The sequence below is a fragment of the Paraconexibacter algicola genome, from assembly GCF_003044185.1.
In the GTDB taxonomy this organism is placed as follows: domain Bacteria; phylum Actinomycetota; class Thermoleophilia; order Solirubrobacterales; family Solirubrobacteraceae; genus Paraconexibacter; species Paraconexibacter algicola.
On sequence record NZ_PYYB01000001.1, the window covers coordinates 1,736,524 to 1,756,902 of the forward strand.

Here is a 20,379-nt window from a genome sequence, read left to right on the forward strand (position 1 = left end):
GCCGCGGGCGTCGCGGGTGTGCGGCCGGGGCGTGGCCTGGTCGGCGTGTGGGTGACCGCCGTGCGAATCCCGCGCGTGGTGGGGGGAAACGTACGGCGGTCGCGCCGCCGGGCGTTCAGAGGACGACGACCTGCCGGACGCCCTCGCCGCGCGCGAGGCGGTCGAACGCCGGGTTCAGCTCGTCGAGGCCGATGCGGTGGGTCAGCAGCTGCTCGACCGGGAGGCGGCCGGCACGGTGCAGGGCGATGAAGCGCGGGATGTCGCGCGCCGGCACGCACGATCCGAGGTAGGAGCCCTTCAGCGTGCGCTCCTCGGCGACCAGCGACACCGCCGGGATCGTCAGCATCCGGTCGGGGTGCGGCAGGCCGACCGTCACGGTCGTGCCGCCGCGGCGCGTCGCCGCGTAGGCCTGCCCGAGCACGTCGGCGTTGCCGACGGTCTCCAGGACGACGTCGGCCCCGGTCCCGCCGGTCGCGTCGCGGACCGCGGCGACGACGTCCTCGTCGGCGAGCACCGCGGCGTCGGCGCCGAGCGTGCGCGCGAGGTCGAGCTTCTCCTGCACGCGGTCGACGACGACGATCCGCCCCGCCCCGCACAGCACGGCCCCGAGCAGCGCGGCGAGCCCGACGCCGCCGAGCCCGAACACGGCGACCGAGTCACCCGGACGGATCTGGGCGCCGTAGACCGCCGCGCCCACGCCGGTGAGCACCGCGCAGCCGAACAGCGCCCCGAGGTCGTACGGGAGCGCCGGGTCGATCCGCACCGCGGAGCGCTCGGAGACCACCACGTGCTCGGCGAACGCGCTGACACCGAGGTGGTGGTGCATCACGTCGTCCCCCGGGGAGACCCAGCGCCGCTCGCCGCTGAGCAGCGTGCCCGCGGCGTTCGCGGCGGCGCCCGGCTCGCACAGCGCGGCGCGCCCGTCCTGGCAGGGTCCGCACGCCCCGCAGACGGGCACGAACGCGAGCGCCACGTGGTCGCCGACCGAGAACGCGGAGCGCCCGCCGACCGCGACGACCTCGCCGGCCGCCTCGTGGCCCAGCGCCATCGGCATCACCCGCGGGCGCGACCCGTCGATCACCGACAGGTCGGAGTGGCAGAGCCCGGCGGCGTGCACGCGCACGAGCAGCTCGCCCGGACCGGGCGGCGCGAGCTCCAGCTCGGTGACGGTCAGCGGCGCGGAGGTCGCGTACGGGGCGGGCAGTCCCATCTCCCGCAGGACGGCGGCACGGGTGCGCATCAGACCTGCACCTCCAGCTGCTCCAGCGCGCGGCGCAGCTCGTCGGGGATCGGGGTGGACCGGCGCGACGCGCGGTCGACGAACACGTGCACGAACCAGCCCTCCGCCTGCGGCTCCTCGGCGCCCTCGCGGAACAGGCCGATCTCGTAGCGCACGCTCGAGCTGCCGAGCTTGCCGACGCGCAGCGCCGCCTCGACCGTCTCCGGGAACGCGAACGGGCCCTTGTAGGAGCAGTGCGACTCGGCGCAGAGGCCGATGACGTCGCCCTCGTGGATGTCGAGGCCGCCCTGGGCGATCAGCCACTGGTTGATGACCGTGTCGAAGAACGCGTAGTACTGGACGTTGTTGACGTGCCCGTAGACGTCGTTGTCCGCCCACCGGGTGGGGATCTGGGCGACGTGGGCGTAGCCGGAGCGCATGGACGCCAGGCTACCCGCACGCGGTTCGCGGCCGCGGGGTCCGGGCATCACCGGGCGGATGACGGCGCACGAGCTCGCGACCCCCACGATCCAGGACGCGGTCGGCGCGTTCGTCGACGAGGTGGTGCTGCCGCACGTCGCCGACTGGGACCGCGACGACGTGCTCCCCGACACGGCCTGGGAGCAGCTCGTCGCGCTCGGCGTGCCCGGCGCGCTCGTGCCCGTCGAGCACGGCGGTGCCGGCCGCACGGTCGCCTCGATGGTGCCGGTGTGGCGGACGCTGTCACAGGGCTGGATCTCGCTGACCGGGGCGGTCAACCCGACCGGTCTGGCGACCGCGCTGCTCGTGCGCGACGGCACCCCGGCGCAGCGGGAGCGCTGGCTGCCCCGGTTCGCCGACGGGACCGCGCACGCCGCGTTCTCGATCACCGAGCCGCAGGCGGGCAGCGACCTCGCCCGCCTCGAGACGACCGCGACTCCCGAGCGCGACGGCCTCACGCTCCGCGGGCGCAAGCGCTGGGTCGCGGGCGGGGTCAGCGCCGACGTCGTGTTCCTGCTCGCCCGCGTCGACGGCGAGCTGTCGTGCGTCGTGCTGCCCGCCGACGGGCGCGGCACCGCGAGCTGGCAGGTCGACGAGATCGACAAGGTCGGCTACCGCGGGGTCGAGTCCGCCGCCTACCGCTTCGCCGCGCACCACGAGCCGACCGCGGAGATCCTTGGCGGCCCCGACCGCGTGGGGGCCGGGGCCCGGCAGATGCTCGGGGCGCTCGGCGTCGGCCGGGTGAACGTCGCCTGCCGTGCGCTGGGCATCGTCGACCGGGCGCTCGCCGTCGCGCTGCAGGAGTCGACCGGCCGGGAGATCGGGGACGGCCTGCTCGGCGACCACACGCACGTCCAGCTGCGCGTCGGCGAGCTGCGCGCGCGGCTGATGGCGGCCGAGTCGCTGACCGAGCGGGCCGCGTTCGCCGTCGACGAGGAGGCCGAGAACGCGCGCGAGCTGTCGACCGCCGCGAAGGTCGTCGCCTCGGACACCGCGGTCTGGGCCGTCGATCTCGCCGCGCGCCTGTCCGCGAGCCGCTCCTACCGTGCCGGGGACGAGCTCGCGCGGCTGCGTCGCGACGCGCCGCAGACGCAGATCGGGGAGGGCGCCAACGACGCGCTCCTGCTGGCGCTGGGCCGCGGGGAGATCGCCGGGGCGAGCTGAGGCCGACGGCGGGTCAGACCGCGGCGGACAGCCCGCCGGGCCGGTGGTGCTGCAGCGCCACCGCGTGCAGCTCCTCGTCGGCCACGTCGAGCGCGAACCAGACGCGGGTGCCGCCGTCGGCGTCCACGCCCCACTCCTGGGCGAGGGTGGCGACGAGGTGCACGCCCCAGCCGGAGCCCTGCGTCGGGTCCGGCCGGGAGGGGTCGGGCTCGAAGCCCTCGCCGTCGTCGCGGACCTCGACGACGAGCCGGCCGCGCTCGCGGCGGATCTGCACGCGGACGGCGGTCCCGGCGCCGTGACGGACCGCGTTGGTGACGACCTCGGACATCAGCAGCCGCGCCCGCTGTCGCACGTCGGGCGGCAGCGCGGGCTCCACCGTGTCGATCAGCGCGCGCGCGTACGCGACCGACTGCGGGGCCGCGGCGAGCGTGCGATCGACCTGGGCGGGGCGGGCCATCTCCCCGGTCGTTCCCATTCGCGCCCGTCTTGAACATCATCCGCGCATTCTGCAGCGGTTCATCCGCAGCCCGACCAGCCGCCGTCGAGGGGGATGACGGTCCCGGTGAGGTACGCCCCCGCGCGCGAGGACAGGAAGATCGTCAGCCCGGCCGCGTCCTCGTCGCTGCCGATCCGTCCCAGCGGGACCTGGGCCGCGACGGCGGCGCGCCCCTCCTCGCTGCTGAGCAGGAACGCGGTCATCTTGCTCTCGAACGGGCCCGGGGCGATCGCGTTGACCGTGATCTGCTCGCCCGCGAGCCGCTTGGCGAGGTGCCGCGTCAGCATGTGCACGGCCGCCTTCGAGGCGCTGTAGGAGTAGTTCTCGGTGAGCGGGACCTTGATCCCGTCGACCGATCCGATGTTGATGACCCGGCCCGGGTCCTCGGCGCTGGCGGCGGCGCGCAGCTGCGGCAGCAGCGCGACGGTGAGGTGGAAGATCCCCTCGACGTTCACGTGGCTGACGCGGTCCCAGCCGGACTGCGGGAACTCCTCCAGCGGCGCGCCCCAGGTGGCGCCCGCGTTGTTGACGAGCACGTCGAGCCGGTCGGTGCGCTCGCGCACCGCGTCGGCGAGCGCGACCGCCCCCTCCTGCGTGGAGACGTCCGCGACGATCGCCTCGGCGCCGATCTCCTGCGCGGCGGCGACGATGTCGGCCTCCTTGCGGGAGGAGACGAGGACGCGCGCGCCCGCGTCGACGAGGCCGCGCGCGATCATCAGGCCGATGCCGCGCGAGCCGCCGGTGACGAGCGCGACCTTGCCACGGACGTCGAAGAGCTCAGTGCTGGGGATCATGGGCGGCATCCTCGCGCACCCAGGCGAGGAAGGCCACGACCGCGAACGCGGCGCCCAGCGCGACGACCGCCCCCCAACCCGCGAGCGCGTACGCGGCCGCCGCACCGGCCGACCCGACCGCGCCCCAGAGGAAGTTGTGCGCCATGTAGGCGGTGTTCAGCCGCGAGCGCGCCTCTGGCCGCAGCGTGAAGATCGCGGCCTGGTTGGAGATGTGCTGGCCCTGGACGCCGAGGTCGAGCACGACGATCCCGGCGATCACCGCGGCCAGCGACGAGCGGCCGAACGCGAGCAGCGCCCAGCCGAGCAGCACGCACGCCCAGAACCCGCCGGTGGCCTCGCGCAGCCGGCCGCGGTCGGCGAACCGCCCGGCCGCCTGCGCGGACAGCGCGCCCGCGAGCCCGAAGAGCCCGAAGAGGCCGACGGTGGCGTCCCCGTAGTCGTAGGGGGCGTCGGTCAGCAGGAACGTCAGCGACGTCCACAGCACGCTGAAGGTCGCCATCCCGGCGGCCCCGTAGAGCATCCGGCGGCGCAGCAGCGGCTCCTCCCGGACGAGTCCAGGGATCGAGCGCAGCAGCCCGCGGTAGCCGCCCTCCACCTGGGCGGCGATCCGCTGGCGCGGCAGCGCCCGCCAGAGGACGAGCGCGAGCACGAGCATCAGGACGGCGGCGGCCGCGTAGACCGACCGCCAGCCGAACGCGTGCGACAGCACGCCGCTGACGGTCCGGGCGGCGAGGATGCCGATGAGCAGGCCGCTCATGACGGTGCCGACGACGCGCCCGGACTCCTCGGGCGGGGCGAGCGTCGCGGCCATCGGCACGAGCACCTGCGCGACGACCGCGGTGACCCCGACGGCCCCGAGGGCGGCGGCGAGCACGGCGAACGACGGAGCCGCCGCGGTGAGCGCGAGCGCGAGGGCGCACGCGAGCAGCAGCCGGACGATCAGCGCGCGCCGCTCGAGCAGGTCGCCGAGCGGGACGATCAGCACGAGCCCGGCGGCGTACCCGAGCTGGGTGGCGGTGACGACGACGCCGGCGAGGCCGGTGCTGACGTCGAGCTTGCCGGCGATCGTGTCGAGCAGCGGCTGCGCGTAGTAGAGGTTCGCGACGGCGGCACCGCACACGACCGCGAGCAGGAGGACGAGCCGGCGGCTCACTCCGTCAGCGCCTCGGCCACGTCCCCCTCGACGGCGTGCCGGTCGCCCCCGGCGTCGCGGCGCGCGTGGATCGTCCGCAGGAAGCGCTCGATCGTCTCGACCACGGGCGCGGTGCGCCACGAGGGGATGACGTCGAAGGCGTGCTCGCCCCCCGCGAGCTCGACGTACGCGACCGGGGCGCGCGACACGGCGCGCAGCTCCTCGACGAACGTGCGCGCCTGCACGACGGGGATCAGCGAGTCCGCGTCCCCGTGCACGACGAGCATCGGCGGCGCGTCGGCGGTCATCCGGTGGCGTGGCGAGGCGGCGCGGAAGGCGTCGGGGTCGCGGGCCAGGCGTCGCTTCAGCACGAGCGGCTCGAGCACCCACGGGTGCAGCAGCGGCAGGCTCGTGCGCTCCTCGTCGACGAAGTCGTAGACGCCGTAGAACGGCACCGCCGCCTGCACGGTGGTGTCCGCGTCCTCGAAGCCGGGCTGCAGGAGCGGGTCGTTCGGCGTCAGCGCGGCGAGCGCGCTGAGGTGCCCGCCGGCGCTGCCGCCGGTGATCGCGACGAAGTCGGGGTCGACGCCGTACTCGTCGGCGTGCTCGCGCACCCAGGCGATCGCCCGCTTGACGTCGACGACGTGGTCGGGCCAGGTCGCGAACGGCGAGAGCCGGTAGTCGATGTTGAACCCGACCCAGCCGCAGCGCGCGAGGTGGTTGAGCAGCGGGATGCCCTGCTCCTTGCGGCTGCCGAGCACCCAGCCGCCGCCGTGGACCTGCACGATCGCGGGGCGCCGCACGCCAGGAGCGGGGTCCTCGCGCGGGAGGTAGACGTCCAGGCGCCGCGGCCGCTCGTCGTCGTCGGTGTAGGGGACGCCGCGGACGTGCCGCACGTCGCGCGCGCGGAGCATCAGCAGCGGGAGGGCGATCTCGCGCCGGGGCACGCGGTGGGTCGTGTCCTCGTCGTCGAGGTCGAGCTCGGCGACCTGCCCGGCGACCGACACGCGCGCGCCGCGGGCGGTCAGCGTCCACGCGATCCCGACCGTCGCGGACGCGAGCACGAGGACCGCGCCGACGATGCCGGTCGGCTCGTCGAGCGCCCCGAGGGCGGCGAGCAACGCGGTCAGCAGCAGCCCCCCGACGACGAGCAGCGGGGTGAGCTCCCGCGCGACCCAGGAGGCGGGCCAGCGCACGAGGATTGTCCACCAGACGTGCCGGGGCCGGCGCGCGTTGAGCACGAGCGCGACGGACAGCAGGCCGAAGAGCAGCAGCAGGATCGACACGGTCAGGGCTGCTCCTCGTCGATGATCCCCAGGCCCAGGGCGGCGGCGAGCACGGGGGCGTGCTCGAGCAGGTCGCCCCAGGGCAGCCGGGCGCCGCGGAGCCCCTCGATCCCGCGCACGCCCTCGAGCCGGCAGCCGCGCAGCTCCACGCGCGAGCAGCTCGCGCCTTCGAAGTCGGCGCTGCCCAGGTCGCAGTCCACGAACGCGACGGAGTGCAGCCGCGCGCCCGCGAAGGAGCTGTCCCGCAGCACGCAGTCCTCGAACACGACGCGCTCCATCGTCACCTGCGCGAAGGTCGCGAGGTCGACCCGGCAGTCGCGCACGACGACGTCGCGCAGGCGCGTGCCCATGAGCATGGCGCCGGTGCCGCGGCAGCGGTGGACCTCCAGGCGCGTGACGTGGGCGCGGCGCGCGTCGACGTTCGCGAGGTCGCAGTCGCGCAGGACCGTGTCGACGAGGCTCACGCCGAGGAACCGCTGGCCGGCGTACCGGTCGGTGACCACGGGGGCGTCGTCCTCGGGCGCGACCGGGGTCGCGGGGCGGGCGGGGACGGCCACGGGTTCAGCGTACCGGGGGCCGATGGCGGGCCAGCTCGGCGGCGGCGGTGTCGCGGTCGCCGAAGGCGCGCATGTCGTGGATGCGCCCGTCGCCGTCGGTGCGGTAGGTGAAGTGCAGGTGCTCGGCGAGGAGGGTCTGCTCGTCGTCTGCGATGCGCCGGTGCCCGGCGACGAGAACGCCTTCACCGTGCGGCTCGAACGTGAACGGGGCGGCGATGAACCGCTCGTCGCGCGCGTCGAACGAGGCGAAGAACGCGCGGATGCCGTCGTGCCCGTCGAACCGCTGGCCGTCGGCGGCGACGAAGACGGCGTCGGGGGCGACGACCTCGAGCGCGGCGTCGGGCCCGCCCTCGCGCAGGAGGACCCACATGCGGCGGACGATCTCGAGCGGCTCCCGGGTCACGCTGCCCGGGAGCCTACCCCCGGATCAGCGGGCCGCACCCCCGTCGGCGAACTCGCGCACGAGCGTCGCGCAGAACGCGGGCAGGTCGTCCGGGTTGCGGCTGGTCACGAGGCCGTCGGAGACGTGGACCTCCTCGTCGACCCAGGTGCCGCCGGCGTTGCGCAGGTCGGTGGCGACCGACGGGAACGAGGTCAGCGTGCGGCCCGCGACGACGCCCGCGTCGATCAGCGTCCAGGGCGCGTGGCAGATCGCGGCGACGGGCCGGCCGTCGTCGAAGAACGCGCGGACGAACGCGACGGCGTCCTGGTCGGCGCGGAGGCTGTCGGGGTTCGCGACGCCACCGGGGAGGACGAGCGCGTCGAAGTCGGTGGCCTGCGCGTCGGCGACGGTGCGGTCGACCGTGAAGCGCTCGCTCGGGTCGATGTCGCCGTCCATGGAGGTGATCTCGCCGTCGGACAGGGACACGAGGACGGGGGTGCCGCCGGCCTGCTCGACGGCGTGCCACGGGTCGACGAGCTCGACGCGCTCGACGCCGTCGGCGGCGAGGAAGGCCACGGTGCGACCGGTGAGGGAGGGGGTCTGCGGAGTGCTCATGGCGTCGGGGTACCCGGGGTGCGCGGCGGGACACGGGGGCGCCTTGCACGAAAAACTACGGTTGTGCAGTATTTGCGCGCATGGGCCTCATCCCGAACCCCGCCGGCGACCTGCTCAAGCGCGTCGACATCACGCTGGCCAACGTCGATCCGGTGCTCTCGCGCGTGGACGACACGCTCGGCCACGTCGACCAGACCCTGGACACGGTCCGCGACACGCTCGGCGAGGTGTCGGGCACGCTGAAGGACGCGACGACGACGCTCGGCGACGTGCGCGAGCTGCTCGTCCGGCTGGAGGGCGAGCTGGCGCTCCTGCACCAGGTCCCCGACCTCGTCGCGAAGGTCGACGCGATCCACGCCGCGGTCGTCGTCAAAAGTTGACGCTGGCGTCATCTTTGGCGTAGGCTGGGGCGCATGAGCGATCCCCAGCTGCGCACGCCGCGCGTCGCGATCATCGGCGCCGGCATGTCGGGCATCGGCATGGGCTGCGACCTGCGCCGGGCCGGCATCGAGACCTTCCGCATCTTCGAGAAGTGGGACGGCGTCGGGGGCACCTGGCACGCCAACACCTACCCCGGCCTGCACTGCGACGTCCCCTCCCGCAACTACCAGTTCCGCTTCGCGCCGAACCCGAACTGGTCGCGCGTGTTCTCCCCGGGTCCCGAGATCCGGGCCTACCTCGAGCGCGTCGTCGACGACTTCCAGCTGCGCGACCGCATCTCGCTGCGCACCGAGGTCGACGAGGCGGTCTGGGACGAGGACCGTCACGTCTGGACGCTCACCACGAAGGCCGGCGAGGTCAGCGAGTGGGACTTCGTCATCACCGCCTGCGGCGGCCTCGTCGAGACCCGCACGCCGGACATCCCCGGCCTCGACGACTTCGAGGGCGCGCGCTTCCACTCCGCCGAGTGGGACCACTCCGTGCCGCTGGAGGGCAAGCGCGTCGCCGTCATCGGCACCGGCTCGACCGGCATGCAGATCACCAAGGGCCTCGCCGGGGTCGCCGGGCACTTCGAGCTGTACCAGCGCACCCCCCAGTGGATCCTGCCGATCCCCAACCGCCGCTACACCCGGCTCACGAAGTGGGCGATGCGCCGCTTCGGCGACCAGCTCGAGCCGCTGTTCTTCGCCGGCCACCAGAAGCTCACCGAGGGGTCCTTCGGCGTCGCCGTCGTCCAGCCCGGCTGGCAGCGCCGCCTGCTGTCGTGGATGTGCCGCAAGCACCTGGACTGGACGGTCCGCGACCCCGAGCTGCGGCGCCGCTTCACGCCCGACGACCTGCCGATGTGCAAGCGGCTGATCATCGGGACGGGCTTCTACCAGCTGTTCCGCCGGCCGGACGTCGAGCTCGTCGACGTCGGCATCGACCACATCGAGGCGCGCGGCATCGTCACCACCGACGGCGTCCTGCACGAGCAGGACGTGATCGTCACCGCGACCGGCTTCAACGCCCACCAGTTCGTGCGCCCGATGGAGCTCGTCGGCCTCGAGGGCCGGCGGCTGTCCGACGCGTGGGGCGAGCGGGAGCCCTACGGCTACCGCTCCGTCGCGATCCCCGGGTTCCCGAACGTCTTCATGCTCATCGGGCCGCACTCGCCGTTCGGCAACCAGTCGCTGTTCATCATCAGCGAGACCCAGCGCGCGTTCGCGATGGGGTGGATCGAGCGGTGGCGCCGCGGCGAGATCGCGTGGGCGACCCCGACCGACGAGGCCGCCGAGCGGTTCAACGCGGAGATGAAGCAGGCACTGCCGAACACGATCTGGACCAGCGGCTGCTCCTCCTGGTACATCGGCAAGGACGGCCTGCCGTCGGTGTGGCCGTGGCAGGCCTCCCATCACCGCGAGATCCTGCGCGAGCCCGAGCCCGCCGACTGGCTCGTCGAGCAGCCGCGCGAGCGCGAGCCCGCGCACGCGTAGCCGTCCCGTCCGGATGGACGCACGCGGCGAACTGCTACGGTCGTCGCGTGCAGTCCGCCTTCCTCTAGGTCCCCGGTCGTCCGCCGCACCGGCACCCGTCGCGCGCGCCTCCCGGGCCGCGCCGGGTCGACGTACCGCCCGCTGCTCCGCAGTCGAAAGGACCTTCCATGCACCTCGTCATGGCCGGCGTCACCGCGCCCAGCCACGTCTACCCGAGCCTCGCGCTGATCCGCGAGCTCGTCTCCCGCGGACACGACGTCCGCTACGCCGTCGGCGACCGCCTCGCCGACCTCGTCGCCCCGACCGGGGCGACCGTCTCCCCCTACCGCTCCGTGCTGCCGACCACCGACGAGGCGTGGTCCGGCGACCCGGGCGAGGCGATGCAGCTGTTCCTCGACGAGGCCCGCGCCGGCTTCGACGCGCTCGTGGACGGCCCCGCCCCGGACGCCGTGCTCTACGACATCGGCGGGCTCGGGGCGCGGATCGCCGCGCACCGCTGGGGCGTGCCCGCGATCCAGCTGTCCCCCGCGATGGTCGCCTGGGACGGCTACCGCGAGGAGACGGCCGAGTTCACCGCGCAGCTGAAGGCGTCGGCGAGCGGGGCCCGCTACTTCGCGTCGCTCGGCGCGTGGCTGCACGAACACGGCGTGACGCTCGACGTCGACGACTACCTCGGGCTGCCGCCCGCGTGCGTGGCGCTGCTGCCGCGGGTGCTGCAGCCGCACGCCGACCGGGTCGGCCCGCACGTGGTGTTCGCCGGACCATGTGTCGACGAGGGTCGCCGCACGGGGTTCGTGCCGCCGGCCGGTGACCGGCCGCTGGCGTACGTGGCGCTCGGCACCTCCTACACGGACCGGCCGGACCTCTACCGCGCCGCGGTCGACGGGCTCGCCGACGCCTACCGCGTGGTCCTCGCCACCGGCAAGGTCGACCCGGCGACGCTCGGCCCGCTGCCCGACGGGGTGGTCGCGGCGCGTGCGCAGCCGCAGCTCGACGTGCTCGACCACGCGGCCGTGTTCGTCACGCACGCGGGCATGGGCTCGGCCTCGGAGGCGCTCTGGGCGGGCGTGCCGACCGTCGCGCTGCCCCAGGCCGTCGACCAGTTCACCAACGCCGAGCAGCTGGCCTGCGCCGGGGCGGGCGTCGTCCTCGCCGAGGACGCGGTCACCCCGGCGGGGGTGCGGGCGGCGGTCGACGCGGCCGTCGCGCTCGCCCCGCGGGCCCGGACGCTGCGCGAGCAGGTGCGCTCCGCGGGCGGGGTCGTCGCCTGCGCGGACGCGGTCGAGCGGCTCGTCGGCGCCGGGCTCGGCGCCTGACCCTGGCGGGCCGGGGAGGTGGGCGTTACCCGCAGCTCACCTTCCCCGGGCCGGGCCGTGACCGTCGGTGCGGGACAACATGGGGGCGACGACCACCCGTCGCCCGGGATCCCCTCCCGGCTTCCCCGACCGACGGAGCACCATGTCCCCTCGCAGCACCGCCGCCCTGGCCGCCCTGACCGCCGTCCTCGCCACGCCCGCCCTCGCGCTGGCCGGTGCAGGCGACCGTGACCACGACCGCATGCCCGACCGCTGGGAGCGCAGCCACCAGCTGTCCACGCGCAGCGACGACAGCGCCCGCGACACCGACCGCGACGGCCTGAGCAACCGCGGCGAGTACCTCTCGGGGACCGACCCGCGCGACCGCGACAGCGACGACGACGGCGTGCGCGACGCCCGCGAGGACCGCGACCGCGACGGGGTCTCCAACGCGCGCGAGATGCGCGACGGCACGAGCCCCTGCGACCGCGACAGCGACGACGACGGCGTGCGCGACGACCGCGACCACGGCGACGACGACCGCGGCGGCGACGGCACGCAGGACCGCGGCGACGACGACCGCAGCGACGACGACCGCGACCGCAGCGACGACTGACCGCGACCGCAGCGACGACTGACCCGCCGCTGCGGCACCGCTGACACCGGCGAGCCCGCCCGCCGGGCCCGCTCGCGCCCCACTCCACGCGGGGTGGGGCGCGGTGTCGGTCAGGCGACCGTCCAGGTGTCGCCGGCGTGGAGGAGCCCGTGGAGGTCCTCCGCGCTCGGCGCCGCCGGCGGCGGCACGTCGGCCTGGTAGACCGGGCGGGAGACGTCGCGGAACACGCCGATCGGGGTCGGCCCGTCGGGGTGCGACGACAGCCGCGAGAGCGCGAACGCGAGCGCCGGGTTCTCCCGACGCGCGTCGTGCACGACGATCCGCGACTCGTCCGCGTCGGCGAGCGCCACGACCTCGAGGTCGCCGTCCGCGCCGTGGACGACCGCGCGGCGCGCGTCGTCCGGACCCCACACGACGGGCTCCCCGTCGACGAGGCGGATCTGGTTCAGCGCCGCGTGGTCCTTGTCGGTCAGCGCGGTGAACGCCCCGTCGTTGAACACCGGGCAGTTCTGGTAGATCTCGACGAGCGCGGTGCCCGGGTGGGCGGCCGCGGCCCGCAGGACCTCCGGCATGTGCTTCTTGTCCTTGTCGATGGTGCGGGCGACGAACGTGGCGTCGGCGCCGAGCGCGAGCGACACCGGGTTGAACGGCGCGTCGCTGGAGCCGAACGGCGTCGACTTCGTGACCTTGCCGCGCTCGGAGGTCGGCGACACCTGGCCCTTCGTCAGCCCGTAGATCTGGTTGTTGAACAGCAGGATCTTCACCGGCACGTTGCGGCGCATCGCGTGGATGAGGTGGTTGCCGCCGATCGACAGCGCGTCGCCGTCCCCGGTGACGACCCAGATCGAGAGGTCGTCGCGCGCGGTCGCCAGGCCGGTGGCGAGCGCGGGACCGCGGCCGTGGATGCCGTGCATCCCGTACGTGTCCATGTAGTAGGAGAAGCGCCCGGCGCAGCCGATGCCGGACACGAACACGACGTTCTCCGGCGGGATGCCGAGCTCGGGCATGAAGCCCTGGACCGCCGCGAGGATCGCGTAGTCCCCGCAGCCCGGGCACCAGCGCGTCTCCGCGTCGGACTGGAAGTCCGCCTTCGTGAACGGGGTCTCGATCGTGCTCATGACTGACGCTCCAGGATGGCCTGCTCGATCTCGGGCGCGAAGAGCGGCCGGCCCTCCACCCTGCTGTAGGACTCGATGTCGACGAGGTAGCGGGCGCGCAGCACCATCGCCAGCTGCCCGCAGTTCATCTCCGGCAGCAGCACGCGGTCGTAGGACCGCAGCACGTCGCCGAGGTTCGCGGGCAGCGGGTTGAGGTTGTGCAGGTGCGCGGTGGCGACCTTCGCGCCGGACTCGCGCGCGCGGCGGGCGCCCGCCCGGATCGCGCCACGGCTGGACCCCCAGCCCAGCACGAGCAGCGTCGCGTCCTCGTCGCCGTCGACGACGACGTCGGGGACCTCGATCCCGGCGACCTTCGCGGCACGCACCTCGGTCATGCGCGCGTGGTTGGGGCCCTCGTAGCTGATCGCGCCGGTCAGCTCCGCCTTCTCCAGTCCGCCGATGCGGTGCTGCAGCCCGGGGGTGCCGGGGATCGCCCACTGGCGCGCGAGGTCGTCGTCGCGCGAGTAGGGGAGGAACACGTCGTCGTCGGACGGCGCGCTGGTCCGGAACCGCGGGTCGATCGCGGGGAGCGCGTCGGGCTCCGGGATCCGCCACGGCTCCGAGGAGTTCGCGAGGAACAGGTCGGTCAGCAGGATCACCGGGGTGCGGTAGCGGACCGCGATGCGGCAGGCCTCGTAGGCGGCCTCGAAGCACTGCCCCGGCGTCGACGCGGCGACGACCGGCATCGGCGACTCGCCGTGCCGGCCGTAGAGCGCCTGCAGCAGGTCGCCCTGCTCCGTCTTCGTCGGCAGGCCCGTGGAGGGGCCGGCGCGCTGCACGTCGATGATGACCATCGGCAGCTCGAGCATCACGGCCAGGCCGATCGTCTCGGTCTTCAGGTCCATGCCGGGGCCGGAGGTCGAGGTGACGCCGAGCCGGCCGCCGAACGAGGCGCCCAGCGCGATCGACGCGGCGGCGATCTCGTCCTCCGCCTGGACGGTGCGCACCCCGAGCTTCGCGTGGCGCGACAGCTCGTGCAGCAGCTCCGAGGCGGGCGTGATCGGGTACGCGCCGAGCACGAGCGGCAGGCCGCTGCGCGAGCTCGCCGCGATCAGGCCGAGCGCAGTCGTGGTCGTGCCGTTGACGTTGCGGTAGGTGCCGGCGGGCACGTCGGTGGCGGCGGGAACGGAGATCTGGACGTCGATCAGCTCGCTCGTCTCGCCGAAGCTCCAGCCCGCCTTGAGCGCCGCGACGTTCGCGGCGGCGATGTGCGGCTTCTTCGCGAACTTCTGCGCGATCCACGCCTCGGTGACGTCGAGCGGCCGGTCGTACAGCCACGAGATCAGTCCGAGCGCGAAGACGTTGCGGGACTTCTGCGCGTCGCGGGTGCCGACGCCCTCGAGCCCCTCGACCGCGGCCTGCGTGAGCGTCGTCATCGGGACGCGCTTGACGCTGTAGGAGTCGAGCTCGCCGGTCTCCAGCGGGTTCTCCTCGTAGCCGGCCTTCTGGATCGCCCGGACGGTGAACGCGTCCTCGTTGAGGATGATCGTGGTCCCGCGGTCCATCAGCGCGATGTTCGCCTTGAGCGCCGCGGGGTTCATCGCGACGAGCACGTTGGGCTTGTCGCCCGGCGTGAGGATGTCGCGCGCGGCGAAGTGGATCTGGAAGGCGCTGACGCCGCCGATCGTGCCGGCGGGCGCGCGGATCTCGGCGGGGAAGTCGGGGAGGGTGGCGAGGTCGTTGCCGAGGGCGGCGGTCGCGGCGGTGAACCGGTCGCCGGCAAGCTGCATGCCGTCACCGGAGTCGCCAGCGAACCGCACGACGACGCGCTCCTGGACCTCCGTTCTCTTCGGAGGGCCTTCGACGGTGCTCATGGCGTTGCGGTCCGTTCGTCTCGCTGTCGGGGATCGACGGCGGCGCGGAGGACGGTGGAACGAGCCCCCTCGCTGCCCGTGGATCGCACGTTACACCGGGCGCGGGTCGGTCACGGGGTCATCTTCCTCCCCCATCGGGGGGACGCCGGGATACGGGCGTCCCGGCTGGGCGCGCGGCCGCGTCTGCCACACTCGACCGGTGGCGCTGCACCGCGACGTCGATCCCGCGAAGGGCGATGGGCCGGACCGGTCCGCGGCCGTCGGCGGACCGCACGAGGTGCGTCGCGACCGGCGGACCGGGACGCTCGGCGACGGCACCCTGGCGTGTCCGGACTGCGACTTCCCGACCCACCCGACCGCGCCGCGCATGCGTCCCGACGAGGAGCTGTGGTGCTCCTACTGCGGCAGGCGCGGACCGGTGCGCGACTTCCTGACGCTGAGCGACGAGCCGCGTCCCGCGCGGGTGACCGTGCTCGTGCGCGTGCCGCCGCTGCGGCCGCGCGCCTGACCGCGGCGGCGCGCCCGCGCGTGTCCTACTCGCGCGCGAGGGCGCGCATGATCGTCCCGACGAACGCCTCGAGCCGCGCGGCGGAGTAGCGCTCCGGGTCGACGAGCAGCAGCCGTCCGGCCTCCTCGATGATCGCGAGGATCGAGCGTGCCGCGAGCTCGACGTCGAGCCCGGCGGGACCGCCGCGCTGCTCGAGCCCCCAGGAGACGAGCTCGGTGATGCGGTCCGCGTACTGCTGGCGGTTCTGCTCGACGACGTGCCGGATCGCGGAGGGCGTGCCGTCGGGGGGCAGGAGCACGAGCCGCCAGCCGCGCGGGTCCTGCGCGACCGCGTCGACGAAGCGGCCCATCGCGCGCACGAGCGCGGCGTCCGGGTCGGCGAGGTCCTCCTTGGTCGGCAGCGACTGCTCGACGACCGTGCGCGCCCGCTCCTCCTGGCGGGCGAACAGCGCGGCGAGCACGGCACCGAGGTCGCGGAAGGCGGAGTAGACGACCGGGCGGGTGACGTCGACCTCGCGCGCGAGCGCCTCCATGGTGAGGGCCTGCCAGCCGTCGCGGGCGATCACGTCGAGCGCCGCGTCGAGCAGCTGCTCGCGGCGGTCCTCGACCGCCATGCGCGGGGCGTACGGGCGACGGGTGCGGGCGGCCACGCGCCCATCCTCGCACGGCGGCCGGGGGAGCGGGCGCCAGATCTACGTCGGCGTAGCTTTGTCGCGGGGCGCGGGGCCATAGGCTGCCCGGCATGTCCCCGAGCCCGCTCCGCACCAAGATCGCCGACGGCATCGCCCGGCTGACCCTCGCGACCCCCGCCAACGGCAACTCGATCGACCCGGCGATGGCCGGCGCGCTGAAGGACGCGGCCGCCGAGCTCGCGGCCCGCGACGACGTGCGCGTCGTCGTGCTCGCGGGCGAGGGCCGGTTCTTCTGCGTCGGCGGCTCGATCGACTACTTCGCCTCCGCGGACGACCCGCGCGCCGCGCTGCACGCGCTGGCGACCGACCTGCACGACGGCCTGCTCGGGCTCGCCGCGCTCGACGCGCCGGTCGTCGCGAAGGTGCAGGGCGCCGCCGCGGGCGCGGGGATGAGCCTCGTGTGCGCGGCGGATCTCGCGATCGGCGGTCCGGGCGCCTCGTTCACGGTCGCGTACACCGGGATCGGCCTGTCCCCCGACGGCGGGTCCTCCTGGCTGCTGCCCCGTCTCGTCGGCCGCCGCGTCGCCGCGGAGCTGATGCTCACCAACCGGCGCGTGAAGGCGGACGAGGCGCGGGCGCTCGGCCTGCTCAACGAGGTCGTGCCGGAGGAGCAGCTCGACGCGCGCGTGGACGAGATCGCCGAGAAGCTCGCCGCTGGCCCGGTCGCCGCGCACGGCGCGGTGAAGCGGCTGCTCGACCGCAGCGCGACGGCGACGCTCGCCGACCAGCTGCAGGCCGAGGCGGACAGCATCGCCGACCTCGCGGGGTCGCCGACGGGCGTCGAGGGCGCGGCGGCGTTCCTCGCCAAGCGCCCGCCGGTCTTCCCGTAGGCGGTCGGCCGGACGGCGGCGGGGAGGGCGCCACGGGCCCTGTCGGATGGGCGCCCTCATCGCTGCTCTCGTGGCGCGTGGGCGCTCGGCGGCGTGAACGGCGGACACATCTCCAGGCCGGTTCACCGGCCGGTCACAGCGGCACGTGGGCGGCGCCCTAGACAGCGCGGGCCAACCACCACAGGGAGACCCGTCTTGTCCCGTCGCACCCCGTCCGTCCTGGCCATCGCCGCGTCCGCGGCGTCGCTCGGATTCATCGCCGCCACGCCCGCCCTCGCGGCGACCGGCCCGTCCACCACCGTCGCGCCGTACGTGAAGCCCGTCGGTCCCGGCGTGGAGACCACCTCGCTGCTGACCGTCGGCGACCTGCCCGCCGCCAACGGCTACAAGATGGTCGGCATCCCCGACGGCCTGGGTGCGCGGGCCTCCGCGGCGACGGGCAAGCTCGACCTGTTCATGAACCACGAGCTCGGCGCCACCGCCGGTGCGGTGCGAGCGCACGGCCAGACCGGCTCGTTCGTGTCGAGCTACGTCATCGACCGTGACACGCTGAAGGTCGACACCGGCGCCGACCTCATCGGGCCGAACGAGACGAGCTTCTGGCAGTACGACGCGTCGACCCCGACGGCGGGCGCGTACGCGTCGACCCCGACCGGTCCGTTCGGGGCGGCGTTCGCCCGCTTCTGCTCGGCGACCCTGACCGCCCCGGGCGGCCTGTTCAACCCGACCACCGGAAACGGCTTCGCCGGCCAGATCTACTTCGGCAACGAGGAGAGCGGCGACAACTCGCGCGTCTTCGGCATCCTCGACGACGGCACGACGAAGCAGCTGCCGCGCCTGGGCCTGTTCTCCTGGGAGAACACGGTGCCCGCCGCCAACCGCACCGACACGACCCTCGTGCAGGGCCAGGAGGACGCGACCCCCGGCCAGATCTGGACCTATGTCGGCACGAAGACGGCCAGCGGCGACGCCTTCGACAAGGCCGGCCTGACCAACGGCACGAACTACGTGATCGACCTGCTCGACGAGACCGTCGACTCCGACGCGGAGTTCCGCGACACCTACGGGAAGGGCGTGCCGGTCCAGGTCGACCTCGCCGAGGTCCCGTGGAACCAGACCGGTGCCGCGCAGAACGCCGAGGCGCTCGCGGACGGCCTCTCGCTCTCGCGTGTCGAGGACGGTCACTGGGATCCGCAGAACCCGCGCGACTTCTACTTCCTCACCACCGAGGGCGGGGCGACCGACCTCAACGGTCCCGGGTCGCAGGACGACCGCAACGGCGGCGGCCTGTGGCGCCTGCGCTACAAGGACATCGAGAACCCGCTGAAGGGCGCCACCCTGACGCTGCTGCTCGACGGCTCCGAGGCGCCGTTCCTCAACAAGCCGGACAACATGGCGATCGACCGCCACGGCAACGTCCTCATCCAGGAGGACCCGGGCAACAACGCGTCGGTGGCGCGGATCGTCGCCTACGACATCGGCACCGGCCGTCGCGGCGTGGTCGCCGAGTTCGACCGCCAGCTCTTCGCCCCGGTCACCCCGGGCGGGGTGAACGCGCCGTTCACCGCCGACGAGGAGTCCTCCGGGATCATCGACGTCGAGGACCTGCTCGGCCGCGGCGAGTTCCTGTTCGACGCGCAGGTCCACAAGGCGTTCCCGACGTCGCAGGATCCGTCGCTCGTCGAGTACGGCCAGCTGCTGCACCTGAGCGTGCCGGACTTCGAGGCGGTCTACCAGGGCCGCGCGGCGAGCGGCCAGGGCCCGGCGGGCCCGGCCGGACCGCAGGGCCCGGCGGGTCAGGACGGCACCGACGGGACGAACGGGACGAACGGCACCAACGGGACGAACGGCGCCAACGGTGTCGCGGGCACGAACGGGACGAACGGCGCCAACGGTGCCGCCGGGACGCCGGGCGCGGCCGGGCCGGCGGGGCCGCAGGGCACGCCCGGTGCGGCGGGCCCGGCAGGCGCCCAGGGCCCGGCCGGAGCGGTCGGCCCGCAGGGCCCGGCCGGCCGGGACGGCACCGTCACCTGCAAGGTGACGAAGACCCGCACGCGCGTGACCTGCACGGTCGCGTTCGCGTCGCGCTCGACCGTGCGCCTCGTGCGCGGCGGCCGCACGGTCGCGAAGGGCTCGGTGAGCCGCGGCCGCGTGACGCTGAAGAGCACCCGCCGGCTGGGCGCCGGCTCCTACACGCTGGTCGCGGGCGACACGACGGTGCGCCTGCGCCTGCGCTAGCTGGCCGCGAGCCCCGGTCCCCGCACGGTGCGCCGCGCGGGGACCGGGTGCGGCTCAGGTGGCCCGGGGCGGCGCGCAGGTGCGGTAGGCCGCGGTGCGGGTGACGCGCGTGCCCGCCGCGGTCGTCGCGGTCAGGCGGATGCGGTACGTGCCGGCGGGACGTCCGCGGAGGTCCACGGTGGTGAACAGCGTGCCGCGGGGGGTGCGGCGCAGCGTCCGGGTCTTCCCGAACAGGGTGATCGTGCCGCGGCGCAGGGTCGTGCCGGGGACGCGGAACGTCACCGTGAAGCTGCGGCGGCTGAGGCAGCTGGGCTTCGTGGGGGTGGTCCCGGTGGGCGTGCTGACCGGGGTGCCCGCCGGGGTGACGACGGCGCGCGTGAAGGTCGCGGTGACCGTGCGGGCCTGGTCGAGCGTGACGGTGCAGGCGCCGGTGCCGGTGCAGGCACCGGTCCAGCCGGTGAACACGGAGTCCGGGGCGGCGGTCGCCGTGAGGGTGGCGGTGCTGCCGGCGTCGCGGTCGAGGCTGCAGGCGGTGCGACCGTTGCCGCAGTCGATGCCGTCACCCTGGACGGTGCCGCTCCCGGTGCCGTCGGTGGTGACGGCGAGGCCCGCGGTGGTGCGGTACGTGACGGTGCGGGTCAGGGTGTTGCCGGCCTCGTCGGTGGCGGTGACGCGGAACGTCTTGCGGCCGGGCGTGGTGTCGATCGCGGCGCCGTCGGCGACGGTGCCGACGCAGCTGGCGATGCCGGTGCCGCCGGTCTCGTCGGAGCAGGTGTAGCGGGCCTTCACGTCGCTGCCGACGACGTAGGCGGCGTCGTCGGTCGGGCGCGTCAGCGCGATCGTGGGCCGCGTCTGGTCCGCCACCGTGTAGGTGACGGTCCGCTCGGTGCTGTTGCCGGCCTCGTCCACCGCGGTGACCGTGAAGGTCTTGGTGCCGCGCGTGGCGGTGTCGATCGAGGCGCCGTCCGCGACGGTGCCGGTGCACGACTCGATGCCGGTGCCGCCGGTCTCGTCCGCGCAGGAGAACGACGCCTTGATGTCGGCGCCCTGGGCGTAGGTGGCGCCGTCGGCCGGTCGGGTGATCGTCACGGTCGGCTCGGTCTGGTCGGTGACCGTGTAGGAGACGGTCCGCTCGGACGTGTTGCCGGCCTTGTCGACGGCGGTGACGGTGAACGTCTTGGTGCCGCGG

21 protein-coding genes are annotated in these 20,379 nt (G+C 74.5%); 8 read left to right on the plus strand and 13 right to left on the minus strand.

The features are described 5' to 3' along the window. Positions 1–115: 115 nt before the first annotated feature. Together C7Y72_RS08240 and C7Y72_RS08245 are read right to left on the minus strand one after the other, a co-directional pair. Positions 116–1,240, minus strand: a complete 1,125-nt coding sequence (locus C7Y72_RS08240; protein ID WP_107568281.1) for a zinc-dependent alcohol dehydrogenase family protein — start codon at positions 1,238–1,240, stop codon at positions 116–118. Beyond that, a complete protein-coding gene (locus tag C7Y72_RS08245) occupies positions 1,240–1,659 on the minus strand; it encodes an acyl-CoA thioesterase (protein ID WP_107568282.1) in 420 nt (139 codons plus the stop codon). The genes C7Y72_RS08240 and C7Y72_RS08245 overlap by 1 nt, the downstream gene beginning before the upstream one ends. Positions 1,660–1,717: 58 nt before the next feature. On the opposite strand from C7Y72_RS08245, the gene C7Y72_RS08250 reads away from it, so the two are divergent. Further along, positions 1,718–2,863 carry an acyl-CoA dehydrogenase family protein gene (locus C7Y72_RS08250; protein ID WP_158276725.1) on the plus strand — a complete coding sequence of 382 codons (1,146 nt, stop codon included), beginning with the start codon at positions 1,718–1,720 and terminating at the stop codon, positions 2,861–2,863. A 13-nt stretch (positions 2,864–2,876) separates the two neighbouring features. Here the strand turns inward: C7Y72_RS08250 and C7Y72_RS08255 are convergent, their stop codons facing one another. From C7Y72_RS08255 to C7Y72_RS08285, 7 genes are read right to left on the minus strand one after another with little or no spacing between them, the layout of a single operon-like run. Then, the gene (locus C7Y72_RS08255; protein WP_158276726.1) at positions 2,877–3,320 is read right to left on the minus strand and encodes an ATP-binding protein; all 444 of its coding nucleotides are present in this window, start codon (positions 3,318–3,320) and stop codon (positions 2,877–2,879) included. Between the two features lie 59 nt (positions 3,321–3,379). After that, positions 3,380–4,153: an SDR family NAD(P)-dependent oxidoreductase gene (locus C7Y72_RS08260; protein ID WP_107568285.1), complete on the minus strand. Its 774-nt coding sequence runs from the start codon at positions 4,151–4,153 to the stop codon at positions 3,380–3,382. Continuing rightward, entirely contained in the window at positions 4,137–5,306 is a 1,170-nt protein-coding gene (locus C7Y72_RS08265) for an MFS transporter (RefSeq protein ID WP_107568286.1), read from the minus strand. The genes C7Y72_RS08260 and C7Y72_RS08265 overlap by 17 nt, the downstream gene beginning before the upstream one ends. Beyond that, positions 5,303–6,571, minus strand: a complete 1,269-nt coding sequence (locus tag C7Y72_RS08270; protein WP_199223890.1) for an alpha/beta hydrolase — start codon at positions 6,569–6,571, stop codon at positions 5,303–5,305. The genes C7Y72_RS08265 and C7Y72_RS08270 overlap by 4 nt, the downstream gene beginning before the upstream one ends. 2 nt (positions 6,572–6,573) lie before the next feature. Then, positions 6,574–7,128: a pentapeptide repeat-containing protein gene (locus tag C7Y72_RS08275; protein ID WP_107568287.1), complete on the minus strand. Its 555-nt coding sequence runs from the start codon at positions 7,126–7,128 to the stop codon at positions 6,574–6,576. A 4-nt stretch (positions 7,129–7,132) separates the two neighbouring features. After that, positions 7,133–7,531, minus strand: a complete 399-nt coding sequence (locus tag C7Y72_RS08280; RefSeq protein WP_107568288.1) for a nuclear transport factor 2 family protein — start codon at positions 7,529–7,531, stop codon at positions 7,133–7,135. A 24-nt stretch (positions 7,532–7,555) separates the two neighbouring features. Next, complete coding sequence (locus C7Y72_RS08285; protein WP_107568289.1) at positions 7,556–8,125, minus strand: type 1 glutamine amidotransferase domain-containing protein; 570 nt, start codon at positions 8,123–8,125, stop codon at positions 7,556–7,558. 80 nt (positions 8,126–8,205) lie between these two features. Between C7Y72_RS08285 and C7Y72_RS08290 the strand changes: the two genes are divergently transcribed. The 4 genes from C7Y72_RS08290 (at position 8,206) to C7Y72_RS08305 (ending at position 11,952) form a co-directional block, all read left to right on the plus strand. Beyond that, positions 8,206–8,505, plus strand: coding sequence for a hypothetical protein (locus tag C7Y72_RS08290; RefSeq protein ID WP_107568290.1), 300 nt, complete (start codon positions 8,206–8,208; stop codon positions 8,503–8,505). Positions 8,506–8,538: 33 nt separating this feature from the next. Continuing rightward, a complete protein-coding gene (locus tag C7Y72_RS08295; protein WP_107568291.1) occupies positions 8,539–10,041 on the plus strand; it encodes a flavin-containing monooxygenase in 1,503 nt (500 codons plus the stop codon). Positions 10,042–10,208: 167 nt separating this feature from the next. Continuing rightward, positions 10,209–11,357, plus strand: coding sequence for a macrolide family glycosyltransferase (locus C7Y72_RS08300; RefSeq protein WP_107568292.1), 1,149 nt, complete (start codon positions 10,209–10,211; stop codon positions 11,355–11,357). Positions 11,358–11,499: 142 nt separating this feature from the next. Further along, on the plus strand, positions 11,500–11,952 hold the full coding sequence (locus tag C7Y72_RS08305; RefSeq protein ID WP_107568293.1) for a hypothetical protein: 453 nt from the start codon (positions 11,500–11,502) through the stop codon (positions 11,950–11,952). A gap of 110 nt (positions 11,953–12,062) precedes the next feature. On the opposite strand, the gene C7Y72_RS08310 is transcribed toward C7Y72_RS08305, so the two are convergent. Together C7Y72_RS08310 and C7Y72_RS08315 are read right to left on the minus strand one after the other, a co-directional pair. Beyond that, positions 12,063–13,070, minus strand: coding sequence for a 2-oxoacid:ferredoxin oxidoreductase subunit beta (locus C7Y72_RS08310; protein WP_107568294.1), 1,008 nt, complete (start codon positions 13,068–13,070; stop codon positions 12,063–12,065). Continuing rightward, entirely contained in the window at positions 13,067–14,923 is a 1,857-nt protein-coding gene (locus tag C7Y72_RS08315; protein WP_107568295.1) for a 2-oxoacid:acceptor oxidoreductase subunit alpha, read from the minus strand. Before C7Y72_RS08315 ends, C7Y72_RS08310 begins: the two co-directional genes overlap by 4 nt. Positions 14,924–15,122: 199 nt before the next feature. On the opposite strand from C7Y72_RS08315, the gene C7Y72_RS08320 reads away from it, so the two are divergent. Further along, positions 15,123–15,431 carry a hypothetical protein gene (locus tag C7Y72_RS08320; protein ID WP_107568296.1) on the plus strand — a complete coding sequence of 103 codons (309 nt, stop codon included), beginning with the start codon at positions 15,123–15,125 and terminating at the stop codon, positions 15,429–15,431. A gap of 25 nt (positions 15,432–15,456) precedes the next feature. On the opposite strand, the gene C7Y72_RS08325 is transcribed toward C7Y72_RS08320, so the two are convergent. Further along, positions 15,457–16,080: a TetR/AcrR family transcriptional regulator gene (locus C7Y72_RS08325; RefSeq protein ID WP_107568297.1), complete on the minus strand. Its 624-nt coding sequence runs from the start codon at positions 16,078–16,080 to the stop codon at positions 15,457–15,459. Between the two features lie 92 nt (positions 16,081–16,172). Here C7Y72_RS08325 and C7Y72_RS08330 point away from each other — a divergent pair, with 92 nt between their 5' ends. Together C7Y72_RS08330 and C7Y72_RS23730 are read left to right on the plus strand one after the other, a co-directional pair. Then, the gene (locus C7Y72_RS08330; protein WP_107568298.1) at positions 16,173–16,952 is read left to right on the plus strand and encodes an enoyl-CoA hydratase/isomerase family protein; all 780 of its coding nucleotides are present in this window, start codon (positions 16,173–16,175) and stop codon (positions 16,950–16,952) included. A gap of 195 nt (positions 16,953–17,147) precedes the next feature. Continuing rightward, positions 17,148–19,190 carry an alkaline phosphatase PhoX gene (locus C7Y72_RS23730; protein WP_107568299.1) on the plus strand — a complete coding sequence of 681 codons (2,043 nt, stop codon included), beginning with the start codon at positions 17,148–17,150 and terminating at the stop codon, positions 19,188–19,190. Between the two features lie 54 nt (positions 19,191–19,244). On the opposite strand, the gene C7Y72_RS08340 is transcribed toward C7Y72_RS23730, so the two are convergent. Beyond that, entirely contained in the window at positions 19,245–20,279 is a 1,035-nt protein-coding gene (locus C7Y72_RS08340; protein WP_107568300.1) for an InlB B-repeat-containing protein, read from the minus strand. Between the last annotated feature and the right edge of the window lie 100 nt (positions 20,280–20,379).

What these genes read in the sequence shown, in the direction of transcription:
- C7Y72_RS08240 (WP_107568281.1), bottom strand. Translation starts at nt 1,240, where the DNA reads ATGCGCACCCGTGCCGCCGTCCTGCGGGAGATGGGACTGCCCGCCCCG.
- C7Y72_RS08245 (WP_107568282.1), bottom strand. Translation starts at nt 1,659, where the DNA reads ATGCGCTCCGGCTACGCCCACGTCGCCCAGATCCCCACCCGGTGGGCG.
- C7Y72_RS08250 (WP_158276725.1), top strand. Translation starts at nt 1,718, where the DNA reads ATGACGGCGCACGAGCTCGCGACCCCCACGATCCAGGACGCGGTCGGC.
- C7Y72_RS08255 (WP_158276726.1), bottom strand. Translation starts at nt 3,320, where the DNA reads ATGGCCCGCCCCGCCCAGGTCGATCGCACGCTCGCCGCGGCCCCGCAG.
- C7Y72_RS08260 (WP_107568285.1), bottom strand. Translation starts at nt 4,153, where the DNA reads ATGATCCCCAGCACTGAGCTCTTCGACGTCCGTGGCAAGGTCGCGCTC.
- C7Y72_RS08285 (WP_107568289.1), bottom strand. Translation starts at nt 8,125, where the DNA reads ATGAGCACTCCGCAGACCCCCTCCCTCACCGGTCGCACCGTGGCCTTC.
- C7Y72_RS08290 (WP_107568290.1), top strand. Translation starts at nt 8,206, where the DNA reads ATGGGCCTCATCCCGAACCCCGCCGGCGACCTGCTCAAGCGCGTCGAC.
- C7Y72_RS08295 (WP_107568291.1), top strand. Translation starts at nt 8,539, where the DNA reads ATGAGCGATCCCCAGCTGCGCACGCCGCGCGTCGCGATCATCGGCGCC.
- C7Y72_RS08300 (WP_107568292.1), top strand. Translation starts at nt 10,209, where the DNA reads ATGCACCTCGTCATGGCCGGCGTCACCGCGCCCAGCCACGTCTACCCG.
- C7Y72_RS08305 (WP_107568293.1), top strand. Translation starts at nt 11,500, where the DNA reads ATGTCCCCTCGCAGCACCGCCGCCCTGGCCGCCCTGACCGCCGTCCTC.
- C7Y72_RS08310 (WP_107568294.1), bottom strand. Translation starts at nt 13,070, where the DNA reads ATGAGCACGATCGAGACCCCGTTCACGAAGGCGGACTTCCAGTCCGAC.
- C7Y72_RS08315 (WP_107568295.1), bottom strand. Translation starts at nt 14,923, where the DNA reads ATGAGCACCGTCGAAGGCCCTCCGAAGAGAACGGAGGTCCAGGAGCGC.
- C7Y72_RS08330 (WP_107568298.1), top strand. Translation starts at nt 16,173, where the DNA reads ATGTCCCCGAGCCCGCTCCGCACCAAGATCGCCGACGGCATCGCCCGG.